Source organism: Arthrobacter gyeryongensis (assembly GCF_039543785.1).
In the GTDB taxonomy this organism is placed as follows: Bacteria; Actinomycetota; Actinomycetes; order Actinomycetales; family Micrococcaceae; genus Arthrobacter; species Arthrobacter gyeryongensis.
Window position 1 is genome coordinate 121611 of record NZ_BAABKK010000010.1, and the last position, 11835, is coordinate 133445.

14 protein-coding genes are annotated in these 11835 nt (G+C 59.7%); 12 read left to right on the forward strand and 2 right to left on the reverse strand.

Translation table 11 applies throughout. The annotated features are described in order from the left end of the window. Nucleotides 1–180: 180 nt before the first annotated feature. On the forward strand, nt 181–1815 hold the full coding sequence (locus tag ABEA18_RS07245) for a glycosyltransferase family 39 protein (protein ID WP_345449075.1): 1635 nt from the start codon (nt 181–183) through the stop codon (nt 1813–1815). Between the two features lie 345 nt (nt 1816–2160). Here the strand turns inward: ABEA18_RS07245 and rpsI are convergent, their stop codons facing one another. Then, entirely contained in the window at nt 2161–2670 is a 510-nt protein-coding gene (gene rpsI, locus ABEA18_RS07250; RefSeq protein WP_234749102.1) for a 30S ribosomal protein S9, read from the reverse strand. A gap of 36 nt (nt 2671–2706) precedes the next feature. Beyond that, nucleotides 2707–3150, reverse strand: coding sequence for a 50S ribosomal protein L13 (gene rplM / locus ABEA18_RS07255; protein ID WP_024817563.1), 444 nt, complete (start codon nt 3148–3150; stop codon nt 2707–2709). A 295-nt stretch (nt 3151–3445) separates the two neighbouring features. On the opposite strand from rplM, the gene ABEA18_RS07260 reads away from it, so the two are divergent. The 11 genes from ABEA18_RS07260 (at nt 3446) to ABEA18_RS07310 (ending at nt 11800) form a co-directional block, all read left to right on the forward strand. Beyond that, on the forward strand, nt 3446–4099 hold the full coding sequence (locus tag ABEA18_RS07260) for a prepilin peptidase (RefSeq protein ID WP_345448612.1): 654 nt from the start codon (nt 3446–3448) through the stop codon (nt 4097–4099). Nucleotides 4100–4369: 270 nt separating this feature from the next. Further along, nucleotides 4370–4561 carry a Flp family type IVb pilin gene (locus ABEA18_RS07265; RefSeq protein ID WP_345448613.1) on the forward strand — a complete coding sequence of 64 codons (192 nt, stop codon included), beginning with the start codon at nt 4370–4372 and terminating at the stop codon, nt 4559–4561. 8 nt (nt 4562–4569) lie between these two features. Then, nucleotides 4570–4761 carry a Flp family type IVb pilin gene (locus tag ABEA18_RS07270; protein ID WP_345448614.1) on the forward strand — a complete coding sequence of 64 codons (192 nt, stop codon included), beginning with the start codon at nt 4570–4572 and terminating at the stop codon, nt 4759–4761. Nucleotides 4762–4880: 119 nt separating this feature from the next. After that, nucleotides 4881–5084, forward strand: a complete 204-nt coding sequence (locus tag ABEA18_RS07275) for a Flp family type IVb pilin (RefSeq protein WP_345448615.1) — start codon at nt 4881–4883, stop codon at nt 5082–5084. After that, complete coding sequence (locus ABEA18_RS07280) at nt 5084–5533, forward strand: TadE/TadG family type IV pilus assembly protein (protein ID WP_345448616.1); 450 nt, start codon at nt 5084–5086, stop codon at nt 5531–5533. Before ABEA18_RS07275 ends, ABEA18_RS07280 begins: the two co-directional genes overlap by 1 nt. Further along, nucleotides 5521–6528 carry a pilus assembly protein TadG-related protein gene (locus ABEA18_RS07285; protein WP_345448617.1) on the forward strand — a complete coding sequence of 336 codons (1008 nt, stop codon included), beginning with the start codon at nt 5521–5523 and terminating at the stop codon, nt 6526–6528. Before ABEA18_RS07280 ends, ABEA18_RS07285 begins: the two co-directional genes overlap by 13 nt. A gap of 22 nt (nt 6529–6550) precedes the next feature. Further along, on the forward strand, nt 6551–7303 hold the full coding sequence (gene cpaB, locus ABEA18_RS07290) for a Flp pilus assembly protein CpaB (protein ID WP_236812244.1): 753 nt from the start codon (nt 6551–6553) through the stop codon (nt 7301–7303). Then, nucleotides 7300–8496, forward strand: coding sequence for an AAA family ATPase (locus ABEA18_RS07295; RefSeq protein WP_345448618.1), 1197 nt, complete (start codon nt 7300–7302; stop codon nt 8494–8496). The genes cpaB and ABEA18_RS07295 overlap by 4 nt, the downstream gene beginning before the upstream one ends. Continuing rightward, the gene (locus ABEA18_RS07300) at nt 8493–9941 is read left to right on the forward strand and encodes a TadA family conjugal transfer-associated ATPase (RefSeq protein ID WP_345448619.1); all 1449 of its coding nucleotides are present in this window, start codon (nt 8493–8495) and stop codon (nt 9939–9941) included. Before ABEA18_RS07295 ends, ABEA18_RS07300 begins: the two co-directional genes overlap by 4 nt. Next, nucleotides 9938–10882: a type II secretion system F family protein gene (locus tag ABEA18_RS07305; protein ID WP_345448621.1), complete on the forward strand. Its 945-nt coding sequence runs from the start codon at nt 9938–9940 to the stop codon at nt 10880–10882. The genes ABEA18_RS07300 and ABEA18_RS07305 overlap by 4 nt, the downstream gene beginning before the upstream one ends. Nucleotides 10883–10891: 9 nt before the next feature. After that, on the forward strand, nt 10892–11800 hold the full coding sequence (locus ABEA18_RS07310) for a type II secretion system F family protein (RefSeq protein WP_345448622.1): 909 nt from the start codon (nt 10892–10894) through the stop codon (nt 11798–11800). The last annotated feature ends 35 nt before the right edge of the window (nt 11801–11835 follow it).

Sequence of the window (11835 nt, forward strand, 5' to 3'; positions counted from 1 at the left end):
CGTCCGGCTCTTCTGAGCCTTCTGGCTTTCGCGTCTGTCCTCTATATGTGGGGGCTCGATCGAAACGGGTGGGCCAACTCTTACTACTCGGCTGCCGCCATGGCCGGATCGGAAGATTGGACCGCGTTCTTTTACGGGTCCTCGGATCCCAGCAATGCGATAACCGTTGACAAGCCTCCGATGTCTCTATGGATCATGTCCCTCTCCGTGCGCGTTTTCGGGCTCAACTCATGGACCATCCTCTTGCCGCAAGCTCTTATGGGCGTGCTCAGCGTCTATCTGATCTACCGGATGGTGGCGAAACGAACCGACCTTGCAACTGGCCTGCTTGCGGGGCTCTTTTTCGCGGTTACCCCCGTGGCCACGGTTATGTTCCGATACAACAATCCGGATGCACTGCTGACCCTGCTTATGATTGGGGCCGCCTACGCGACCCTCGAGTCAATCGACCGGGGGAAGTTGCGCTGGCTACTCATCGCGGGAGCCCTGGTGGGTGCCGGGTTCCTGACGAAACAACTTCAGGTCCTGCTCGTCCTACCGGCTCTGGGCGTGAGTTACTTGGCATTTTCCCGTGCCCCTATTGTCAAGAGGCTCCTGCACCTAGGTGGGGCACTGCTCGTTGCAGTCCTCGCAGGCGGTTGGTGGTTCGGCCTCGTTCAGCTGGCAGACCCATCCTCGCGCCCCTTCATTGGGGGCACGAGAAATAACGGTGTCATAGAGTTGACCGTCGGATATAACGGCCTCGATCGTCTGACTGGGGAGGCGGCTGTTCGAACTATGACGCCTGGAAATTCAGACGACCTCGAAGCCGGGTTCCAGCGATTTCTGCAACCGCAGTTTTCCGGTCAGTTCGGATGGTTCCTGCCCTTGGCCCTGGCTGGAATCTGGATCATTTCCTGGCTTTTGTTGAAGCGTGCCGGCGGAACACCGAAACGCGCTCTCCTACTACTTTGTGCCATCTGGTTTGTCACTTCGGCAACGGTCCTTGCTTTCATGTCGGGGATTGTCCACCCCTACTATTCCCTCGTGGGGGTACCACCGCTGAGCTGTCTCGCTGCCTTTGGGTTCATTCACCTCCTCCGTCTAAGAAAACACCCGAGGCCGCGTCTCGGCCTCGGGTTGGCCCTCTTTGCGTGCTTGATCGTTGCCTATGTCTCGGCAGCACGTTCAACCAGCGACTTCCCGTGGTTCCCGGAAACTCTTCTTGTCCTGGGCGCGATATCCATCGCATTACTGCTTGTCCCCTCCGCCGACCTTCGTATCCAGCGGATCTCCATTTTTGTGCCTCTGTTCACACTGTTTCTGGGACCTGTGCTCTGGTCGTTCAATACCGTCTTGAGCGCACACGTCGGCGCTGAGGTGATAGCTGGCCCGAGCATCCTACATATCCGCACGGACAGCCCCGATCGGCAACAATTGCCACCGAACATCACGCCGACACTTCTGGCCCTTTCCTACGGCGACGTCCCGGTGCCCGGCATCATCGATCGGCTGCGACAGGACCCCCAAAGTGTCACCTGGTCCGCAGCGATCGTTGGTTCTGAATCCGCGGCTAATTACCAGCTCGCGAGCGGGAGGGCGGTGATGCCTGTAGGGGGCTTTGATGGAACCGACCCATTTCCGACGCTCGCACAATTCAAGGACCTTGTCCGCGCTGGCCGCGTTGGGTCCATGGTCATCCAGAAACTGCCACCAGCTACCTTAGAAGGCCAGGGCGAAGCCGCGCGAATAGTCGACTGGGTAAGGACCCATTTCAATGCAGAAGCCATCGATGGAGCGCAGTATTACGCTCTCGGCCCCAACTCCCCCAATTGACTTTGCACGCCAACGACGAAAGCCCGCCCTGCCAAATGGCGGGACGGGCTTTCGTAGAAGCGGCTTTGGCTCTCGCGGAGAGTTTAGCGCTTGTGGAGCCGAGCGCGTAAAACGCGCTGCGGGCCCCGTAGTGATGTCGCGCCAGCGGCAGCACTACGGGTAGGCGCATTTTTAACGCTTGTGGATCCGAGCGCTAAAAAGCGCCGAGGGCCCCGTAGTGATGTCGCGCCAGCGGCAGCGCCACGGGTAGGCGCATTTTTAGCGCTTGTGGATCCGAGCGCTAAAAAGCGCCGAGGGCCCCGTAGTGATGTCGCGCCAGCGGCAGCACCACGGGTAGGCGCATTTTTAGCGCTTGGAGTACTGCTGAGCCTTGCGTGCCTTCTTGAGACCAGCCTTCTTACGCTCGATGACGCGGGCGTCACGACGCAGGAAGCCGGCCTTCTTCAGGGTGGCGCGGTTGTTCTCGGTGTCGATCTCGTTCAGTGAACGGGCGATGCCGAGACGCAATGCGCCGGCCTGGCCGGAAATGCCGCCACCGTGGATGCGTGCGAAGACGTCGTAGGCGCCGTCAAGATCAAGGATCTTGAAGGGCTCGTTGACGTCCTGCTGGTGCAGCTTGTTCGGGAAGTAGTTGGCCAGCTCGCGGCCGTTGATGATCCACTTGCCGGTGCCGGGCACGATGCGAACGCGTGCAACAGCTTCCTTACGACGGCCAACTGCGGCGCCGGCAACGGTCAGTGCCGGGCGCTCCTTCTTCGGCGCTTCTGCTTCCGCAGGACCGCTCTCCGAGGTGTAGCTGGTCAGGTTTTCCTCAGCCACAACGGCCTCGGTGGTCAGTTCTTCGTTCTGAGCCACGATTCTCCTTGATTAAAAGTTGTTTGGTGGCCAGGACTACTGGGCGACCTGGGTGATTTCGAAAGTCTTGGGCTGCTGGGCGGCGTGCGGGTGCTCTGCACCGCGGTAGACCTTCAGCTTGCCCAGCTGCTGTGCAGCGAGGGAGTTCTTCGGGAGCATGCCCTTGATGGCCTTCTCCACGGCGCGGACCGGGTTGGATTCCAGCAGCTCCGCGTAGTTGACGGAGGTCAGGCCGCCCGGGTAGCCGGAGTGGCGGTATGCGCGCTTCTGCTCCAGCTTGGCGCCGGTCAGGGCGACCTTTTCAGCGTTGATGATGATGACGAAGTCGCCCATGTCCATGTGGGACGCAAAGGTCGGCTTGTGCTTTCCGCGCAGCAGTGTTGCGGTCTGGCTGGCAAGACGACCAAGGACAACGTCGGTGGCATCGATGACGTGCCACTGGCGGTTGATATCGCCGGGCTTCGGGGTGTACGTACGCACGGTTTTGCCTCGTTCTTGTTCTGGCGTTCATGTTTTAGGCGGCACGCTTGAAGCGTGTGCCTACTAGGTATGCGTTACCGGAGCAGAGGTGAGGGCTCTATGTACCAGTTATCCCGAAGTCCCGATATGCCTGTCGAGTTAACGATCCTGCAACTGGATCCCCAAGCGGGCATGTGTCATCGAGAAAGGACACGCACAACGACTATCAACAATAGCGGCAACGAGCTCTAGGGTCAAAATAGGCTGGAAACCAGCGTGAACGACTGAGACCCTTCCTGAGCTCCTAGGAGATGCCATGACAGCAACTGCCGCCCAGCCCTTGCTTGTGGCCGCCTTCGGGCTCCTGGGGCTCCTCACAAGCCCTCTCGCGGAGCTTCTGATAGCCCGTTCCCTGCCGCGGCTTGGCGGGCTCCCATCGCCCCGCATCCGGATCACGACGGCGGTGGTGACCGCCGTGCTGTTTGGCTTCCTGACCCTCCGCTTCGGATTCGCACCGGCTCTCCCCGCCTACTTGCTTTTAGCAGTGATGGCAGTGCAGCTGTCACGCGTGGACGTGGCACACCATTTGCTTCCAAACCCGCTGATCCTGCTGCTGCTTGCGGCCGGCATTGTCTTGTTGTTCATGTCCGCCGTGTTGGCGCCGGACTGGTCTGCCCTGCTTCGCGCGGCTGCTGGAGGTGTCATTTTGTTCCTCGGATACTTAATTCTTGGATTAATTTCTCCCGGAGGCCTCGGAATGGGCGACGTGAAGCTCGCAGCGCCACTCGGAATGTACTTGGGCTACTTGGGCTGGAGCCAAGTGTTCTACGGGGGACTGTTGAGCTTCGTGGTGGGCGGGGTGATGACGGTGCTGGTGTTGCGCCTAAAGCGCGGAATCAAGCCATCGGAAGTGGCACACGGGCCGGCTATGTTCGCCGCGGCCATTGGAGTGGTACTTCTTATCGCTTGAGCCTGCGGCACGCCTCCCCCGGGCTCCCTCAGCCCACAGGGGTCCCATACGTGTCAGTAACGGGTGGTACCTAGCCAGAAAAACCGAGTACTGGCACAGGCTCCTTCGAGTAGTGGACGCAACCGGCACTAAGAAAGACAAGTACCACTACGCATTGTTTGTTAACCCTCCCAGGGGCAATTCTGGTCCTATCGAAATCCGATCCGCTAAACGGGATATGCGAGCGGCAGGAATTCGTAGACAAATTCACTTATCTGGGAAGGTTTTCCAATGTCAACTCTCATGATTCACACCCTCGCATTCATCGCCGGCGTAAAAGACCGGTTCTCCTCAGAAAAGGGCGCGACAGCCGTTGAATACGGCTTGCTGGTTGCACTGATCGCCGCGGTCATCGTAGCCGTTGTTGCAACCCTCGGCACGCAAATCAACAGTGCCTTCCAGACAATCTCGTCCAGGCTTTAACAAGTCCAATGAGGCTTCTGATAATTCCGGCCCTGTCCCTTAGAAGGTGGGCCCAGCAGTTGGTCAGATCCGAAAAGGGCGCGACTGCCGTCGAGTACGGCTTGCTGGTTGCACTGATAGCCGCGGTCATCGTAGCCGTCGTTGCAACCCTCGGCACGCAAATCAACAGCGCCTTCCAGACAATCTCTAGCCAGCTCTAACAACTAGAGACACAGCAATGAGCCCAGGGGCGGCCAGGACAGTTCGGGCGTCTGCTCCGGCTGGCAACGACCGCCCCTGGGCTCTTCATTTTGGTAATCACTCTCGTCAAGGAGCGGTTGTGAAAGGTCTCAAGTCCCACGTTGGTGCTTTCTCATCGCGGCTGAGGAAAATTCTCGGGGCCGCAGGTGGCTCCGAAACCGGGGCGAGCGCCGTCGAATACAGCCTTCTGGTCGTGTTCATCGCCACCGCCATCGTCGCGATCGTTGGCACCCTCGGCCTTCAACTCGTACCAGGATTTCAACAAGTTGTGGCGGGCCTGTGATGAGGACCCGGCGCAACACCAACACCAGAGCCAATCGGCGTTCTCCGCGGGAATCGGGTGCCGTAGCAGTCGAATTCGCCCTCGTTCTTCCTATATTCCTTGTACTCGTGTTGGGGATTGCCGAGTTTAGTAGGGCTTTCAACATTCAAGTGTCCCTCAGCGAAGCAGGACGTGAAGCCTCACGCTACGCGGCCATTCACTGTTCCGAGTCAACCTACAGCGTTGCCGCCGCGCAAAGCGCGGGGATTGCTGCGGCACCGTCCGTTACCTCACCGGCCCCAACCATCGCCATCACGTATTCGGGCGATGGTACATGCTCGCCGGGAAACAACGCGATAGCCACCGTGAGCTACACGACCCCCTGGATGACCGGTTTTCCCGCCCTTATTCCAGGCATGCCGTCCTCTCTATCAATATCCGGAACGGGGGTCATGCGATGCGGCGGATAAGGCTTGATCAGCCGGAGCGCGGCGTCATCGCTCCGATGACGGCATTCCTCATGGTCTTCTTGCTCGGCATGGCGGCATTCGCAGTTGATGTCGGGTCCATGTACTCGGAGCACTCGCAGCTCCAAAATGGCGCAGACGCGGCAGCCCTCGCCATCGCCCAAAGGTGCGCAAAACTGCCTGCCGGCACCACGTGCGCTGCCGACCAATCGACAGATGCCGCACCGTTTGCCAACGGCAACACCTTGGACAGCCACGGACAAGCAATCGTGGCCACCGTCACAGGCGGCATCGTCGATGTGACTACCCAGGCCCAGGATCCGTCTGCGGGCAATCATTTCTCGCTTGTATTCGCCCACGCACTGGGCATCCAGACCGCGGATATCCGTGCGACCGCTCAAGCGAAATGGATCTACCCCACCAAGGGCCGCACAGTCCTGCCCCTCGTATTTGCATCGTGCGAGTTCGTCGATGATGGGCTTCCGCACAAGATCCTGACTCAAGGAGGCGGCCAGGGTGCCCAGGATTGCAACGGTAGAAATCCGTCCAATCAGATCATTCCAGGCGGGTTCGCGTGGCTGAATCCTGACGCCGGCGGCGGATGCAATGTCACAGCCAGCGTTGGCAGTTGGAGTCAGACAAGCACCGGCGGTTCGATACCGAACGGGTGTGGCAGCCTCTTTAGTTCATCACTCATAGGCGAGACGGTCGCGCTTCCTGTGTACGGGTATACGTGTGCGGGAATGACTGCCACTGGGTCCCCGAACTGGGGAAGCTGCTCAGGAAACAACGTCTACTACAAAATCACGAAATGGGCTGGATTCAAGGTCCTTGGCTTTAATTTCCCTGGCTCAAGTGCAGGCGATATCAGTCAATTCCAGGGCAGTGAGAAGGGCCTCTATGGCACCTTCGTCGGATATGCGGCGGACCCGACCCTCTTCAGCGGCGGATCAAGCACACCCACCGGAAACGTCGTTGTCATCGGACTTACAAAGTAAGAATTAAGAACGGAGATTGAAAGTGAAAACTCGCCTACTGGGAGGCATCGTTGCACTAGTGCTCGCAATTGTCGGCACACTGCTACTGGTCTCATTCGTACAGGGGTCCGAAGCCCGGGCCCAAAAAGATCTTCAACCCGTTGACGTCTTGGTTGTGCAGACGCAAATCCCGTCCGGAGCGACCCTCGATACCATCAGGTCCTCGGTCAAACTGACGTCGTTGCCCACAGCTTCCGTCCCCAACGGAGCACTCAAGAGCCTGGATGGGGTCCAAGGGAAGGTAGCCGCCACGGATTTGATGCCCGGCGAACCGTTGCTCGGAGCCCGTTTGGTTGATCCCAACAGTCTGGCGGCCCCAGGGTCCGTCCCCGTTCCGGCCGGAATGCAGGAAATCTCCGTTCAGCTGGAGGCACAGCGCGTGGTCGGCGGGCGGATCGCGGCCGGCGACACGGTAGGTATCGTCGTCCTCTTCGGTGCTGGATCCGGCGGTGACGCCGCGAGCGGAGCAACGTCACAAGAAGTCTTCCACAAAGTCCTGGTCACGAGCGTGCAGCGTTCCCAATCCAAGGCGACTAACTCGACTTCAAATTCGCAGGAACAGGCGAACACTGAACTGCCAACCGGTCAGCTGCTCGTGACTTTCGCCCGCAGCGACGTGGATTCGGCCAAACTCGCTTTCGCGGCTGAGTTCGGAAAGCTGTGGCTCACCAAAGAGCCGGCTTCCGCCGCGGAGAGCGCACCAGTGGTCATCAAGAAGACGGAGTTGTACCGATGAGCCGGTTTGTAGTGATCACGTCCGATGCGGACTTTGAGCGCAGGGCACGGCATGCAGCCACAGGGCTGCGCGGCACCCTCCACGTGATCACCGCCGACTATCTGCCTCCCGGTCCGGACGACATCCTGCGGGTGCTGACCGGAGAACTTGCCGAGGTCATCCTGTTCGGCCCCGGGCTTCCGCTGGAAGATTCGATCCGGCTCGCCAGTCTTTTTGATCTCCAGTTCCCGGAAATCAGCGTTGTTCTTGTGACGGAGAGCAGGTCCGAGGTAGCCCTGCCGGCCATGCGCGCTGGCGTACGGGACCTGCTGTCACCAAACGCAGACGTGGATGAAATCCGCTCGCTGTTCGAACGGGCCAGCCTTGCTGCAGCCGGACGGCGCCGTGGGCTTGGAAATTCAGTCGAGGGCCAACCTCCCGGCGGCCGCGTCATCGCGGTCATGTCCCCGAAAGGGGGCGTCGGCAAGACGACCGTCACCACAAACCTGGCCGTGGGGCTTGGGAAAGTGGCGCCGATGGGCGTCGTTGTTCTGGATCTGGACCTCCAGTTCGGAGACGTTGCCTCCGGGCTCATGTTGGAACCCGAGCGAACGCTTGCGGACGCCATAACGGGTGCCGCGACCCAGGACAGCATGGTTCTCAAGTCCTACCTGTCGGTTCATCCCGCTGGCATCTATGCGCTTTGTGCTCCGCTCAACCCTGTTGAAGCCGATAGGATTTCCGGCGATCAAGTGGGGCACCTGATCAGGCAGCTGTCCGATGAGTTTCAGTTCGTGGTGGTGGACACCGCGCCAGGTTTGGGTGAACATGTGCTCGCGACCCTCGAAGTGGCCACCGACGTCGTGTGGGTCTGCGGCATGGACATTCCGAGCATTCGCGGACTCCGGACGGGGTTGACCATTCTCAACGAGGTGGGCCTCCTTCCCGAACGCAGCCACATTGTCCTGAACTTCGCCGACCGTCGAAGTGGCCTCACGCTCCAGGACGTCGAGGCGACCATCGGCTTCCCCGTGGACGTAGTTCTTCGGCGCTCCCGGGCAGTCCCGTTCTCCACAAATAAAGGTGTCCCGCTCTTGCAGGACGGAACCAAGGATCCTGCGACCAAAGGACTCGCGGAGCTGGTGGATCGGTTCAAACCGAATTGGGAAGACAGACCACACAAGAAACTTCACAGAAGGGTTGTAGTCCAATGAGTCTCGCCAAACGTCTCGAGGCCAGCCGTGGTCTTGACCAGATCTCCGCGCCGACATCAGGCCCGGCTTCACAGGCAGCCCCCTGGGCTGCCGCTGTGCCCGGGCAAGCAGGTAACGCAGCTCCTCCACCGGCCGACCGGCACGCGACCGAAAACAATGAAGCCCTCAATGCGATAAAGGAACGCGCCGGCATCGCCCTCTATGAGCGAATGGGAAGCCGAATCACCGATTCTTCCGTGGACGAATCGGAACTGCACCAGTATGTCAAAGACGAACTTCGCGCCATCATCGACGAGGACGAGATTCCGCTGTCCGTTCTCGAGCGGCAGAGGCTTGTCCAGGAAATTATCGACGACGTCCTGGGGCTCGGTCCGCTGCAACGGTACCTCGATGAGGAAGCCGTCACCGAAATCATGGTCAACGGTCCTGACAAGGTCTACGTGGAGCGGGCCGGAAAGCTCTATCTGACCGGCGCGAAATTCAGCGACGAGGAGCACCTCAGGCGCATCATCGAACGCATCGTCACCAAGGTGGGCAGAAGGATCGATGAATCGTCGCCGCTGGTCGACGCCCGGCTGTCGGATGGCTCGCGTGTAAATGCGATCATCCCGCCTCTGGCGGTCGGCGGCTCGTCGCTCACGATTCGAAAGTTCGGCCACGTTCCCCTCACTGTGGACAATTTGATTTCCTTCGGAACCATGTCTCCGGAGATTGCCGAACTGCTCCACGCCTGTGTGAAGGGCCGCCTGAACATCATCGTTTCCGGCGGCACAGGCACAGGCAAGACGACGCTGCTCAATGTCCTGTCATCTTTCCTTCCACCTGAAGAACGCATCATCACGATAGAGGACGCCATTGAACTCCAACTCCAACAGGAGCATGTTGTTCGGCTGGAGAGCCGCCCACGCAACATCGAGGGGAAGGGTGAAATCAGCATCCGGGAGCTCGTCCGGAACTCTTTGCGTATGCGCCCGGACAGGATCGTTATCGGTGAAGTCCGCGGCGGCGAATCCCTGGACATGCTGCAGGCCATGAATACCGGCCACGACGGCTCCATTTCCACTGTTCACGCCAACTCGCCCCGGGATGCAATTTCACGCCTGGAAACACTGGTTCTCATGGCCGGGATGGATCTGCCGCTGCGTGCCATCCGCGAACAGATCGCCTCAGCCGTAAACCTGATCGTCCATATCTCGCGGCTCAGGGATGGAACGCGGCGCATCACTCACGTTACCGAGGTCCAAGGGATGGAGGGAGACATCGTCACTCTCCAAGACGCCTTTGCCTTTGACTACGGTGCCGGCGTTGACGCCAACGGCAAGTTCCTGGGACGACCCGTCCCCACAGGGGTGCGGCCCCGGTTCGTCGATCATTTCGCCGATTTGGGCATTGCGCTCTCGCCTGCAGTCTTTGGCAGCGTGCCCATTGGCGGTGCATACCGATGACCATCACCGACCCGATCTTCCTCGCAATCGGTGTTGGACTGTGCGTCACTGCACTAGCCGTTCTGCTGCTTGTGGCTGTCGGACCCGGCAAGCAAATTGCCATCTCCCGCCGCAGGCCCGGCGTTATGGAGCAACCATCGATACTCACCCGCGTAACTGACCAGGCAACAACATTCCTCGACCGTAACGTCAGCAGGAACGCGAGCTTCGGCAGCCGTAACTCGCTGGAACAAGCGGGCGTCAAGATGCGCCAAGCGGATTTCATTCTGCTGGTAGCTTGCATCGCCGTGACCCTCGGAGTTGTGGGGTTCATCCTGTCGGGGCCGTTTCTCGGCATCGTGTTCGTCCTCGTGACGCCTCTGGGCGCCATGGCTGCCCTGAAATTGCTGGCCGGCCGGCGCCGCGGAAAGTTCGAGGATCAGCTCGGCGACACCTTGGTAATGCTGGCCGGAGGACTTCGAGCAGGGCACAGCCTGCTCCGTTCGGTTGACGCAGTAGCCAAGGAAGCCGAAGCGCCTACCTCTGAAGAATTCGCGCGGCTCGTCAACGAGAACCGTTTGGGACGAGATTTGAAGGACTCAATGCTGGACGCCGCCCGCAGGCTCCGCAGCGAGGACTTCGACTGGACCGCCCAGGCCATCGAAATTCACCGCGAAGTGGGCGGAGATCTCGCCGACGTCCTGGACCACGTAGGCGAAACCATTCGGGAAAGATCACAAATCAAAGGGCAGGTCCGCTCGCTCAGTGCGGAAGGCCGGCTGTCGGCCTACATTCTGATGGCCCTTCCGATCGGAATGTTTCTCTACCTGAGTGTTGCCAGCCCCAAGTACGTCGGAACGCTTTACACCAACGGATTGGGCTGGCTGATGATTGGCGCCGCAGTCGTACTACTAGCAGTCGGCGGGTTCTGGCTCAGCCGCGTCGTAAAGATCAAGTTTTAGGAGGGCATCGTGACTGCCATGGCGTGGTTGATCGTTGGGCTGATCGTACTGCCCAGTTCTTACATCGTGTGGTCCTTCGTATCCATCGATCGAAGCGGCCTCGCAGCTGTCCGGACCAATCTAGGACGTGACCGGGAGCGCCTCGTTGCCTCACCCGACGGAACCTCGGTTGGTGCAGGCCCTCAAGTGAAGAGGGCTGTACCTCTGGGGCTTCGGCTTGCACCTAAAGGCTACGCCGGCTGGCTGGACAAACTGCTGGCAAAAGCAGGCCGGCCAAGTGGGTGGCCGCTGGAACGGTTGCTGATTGCGAAGCCTGCCCTGGCGCTGGCAGTCGGGATTCTGGGGATCGTTCTAGTAGTCAGAACGCCGACAAGCACCACAGTATTGCTTGCAGCGTCTCTAACCGTCTTGGCCTACTTCGTTCCAGATATTCTTGTCCACGGCCGCGGGGCCGAAAGGCAGAAGGCAATCGAACTGGAACTGCCGAACACTCTTGACCAGATGCTGATTTCGGTCGAAGCCGGACTCGGCTTTGAGACGGCAATGGCTCGTGCCGGGCAGAACGGCAAAGGTCCGCTCGCCGCCGAGTTGATCCGTACACTCCAAGACATGCAGGCCGGACGAAGCCGAAAAGACGCCTATCTCGCTATGGCGGAGCGGGCGGACGTCCCTGACCTCAGGAGCTTTGTAAGGGCGGTGGTCCAAGCTGACGTCTACGGGATCGCCATTGCAAACGTACTGCGTTTGCAGGCAAAGCAAATGCGTGTCAAGCGGCGCCAAAGGGCCGAAGAAAAGGCAATGAAATTGCCAATCAAGGTCTTGTTCCCGCTCATGTTTTGCATTTTGCCGGTGCTCTTCATCGTGATCATCGGGCCCGCGGTCATCAACGTGATGACCAGCTTCGCGGGAGTGTTTTAGGCGATTGGTGAACCTGTGCCTTGAAAGGGGCGTCA

Bases quoted from the DNA above. Each gene is read 5' to 3' on its own strand.
- ABEA18_RS07260 (WP_345448612.1), top strand. From the start codon at position 3,446: ATGACAGCAACTGCCGCCCAGCCCTTGCTTGTGGCCGCCTTCGGGCTC.
- ABEA18_RS07270 (WP_345448614.1), top strand. From the start codon at position 4,570: ATGAGGCTTCTGATAATTCCGGCCCTGTCCCTTAGAAGGTGGGCCCAG.
- ABEA18_RS07265 (WP_345448613.1), top strand. From the start codon at position 4,370: ATGTCAACTCTCATGATTCACACCCTCGCATTCATCGCCGGCGTAAAA.
- ABEA18_RS07300 (WP_345448619.1), top strand. From the start codon at position 8,493: ATGAGTCTCGCCAAACGTCTCGAGGCCAGCCGTGGTCTTGACCAGATC.
- ABEA18_RS07295 (WP_345448618.1), top strand. From the start codon at position 7,300: ATGAGCCGGTTTGTAGTGATCACGTCCGATGCGGACTTTGAGCGCAGG.
- ABEA18_RS07285 (WP_345448617.1), top strand. From the start codon at position 5,521: ATGCGGCGGATAAGGCTTGATCAGCCGGAGCGCGGCGTCATCGCTCCG.
- ABEA18_RS07245 (WP_345449075.1), top strand. From the start codon at position 181: ATGTCTCTATGGATCATGTCCCTCTCCGTGCGCGTTTTCGGGCTCAAC.
- ABEA18_RS07305 (WP_345448621.1), top strand. From the start codon at position 9,938: ATGACCATCACCGACCCGATCTTCCTCGCAATCGGTGTTGGACTGTGC.
- ABEA18_RS07280 (WP_345448616.1), top strand. From the start codon at position 5,084: ATGAGGACCCGGCGCAACACCAACACCAGAGCCAATCGGCGTTCTCCG.